This window comes from Neisseria sp. P0021.S005 (assembly GCF_051956955.1).
The window spans coordinates 1-431 of the sequence record NZ_JBQCWY010001004.1 but is presented as its reverse complement, the minus strand read 5'-3'; the positions used below and the strand labels follow the sequence as shown (position 1 = coordinate 431).

Genomic DNA, 431 nt, shown 5'->3' with positions numbered 1-431 from the left:
CATAAGGAATACCGTATTTCTTAGAAATTTCATGCGCCAAAACGCCACCGACATTCATCGTATGCGCATGGAGGATATCAGGCTTGCCGTTTTCTGCCACATACCGCTTAAAAGCCTTCATGCCCGCCCTTACCCAACGGATACGGTCGATATCGACGACGGGGCAATGCGGGAAAAAATACATGCTGTCGTAAACATAAGTATTCAAACCGCCCTGCCGGTGATGCCGCATTCCATAAGGTCCGGTCAAAACACTTTTCCACTCCGTCCGCAACGAGCGGAACAAAGGTGCAATGACCCCTACTTTCAAGCCTTTGCGCTGCAAAGCTTGAGCTTGCAAACGGAAGAAAATCCCGTCCACATCCGTTTCGGATTTCGGATACCACGATGGAAGAACGACAACATGCATTTTTTACTCCTTACGCCAACCC

The 431-nt window shown here is 49.2% G+C and carries 1 pseudogene; it reads right to left on the bottom strand.

From position 1 onward, the window contains the following. A pseudogene (locus ACTHUE_RS20595) lies at positions 1-409 on the bottom strand (glycosyltransferase); the annotation flags it as partial. Positions 410-431 lie beyond the last annotated feature (22 nt).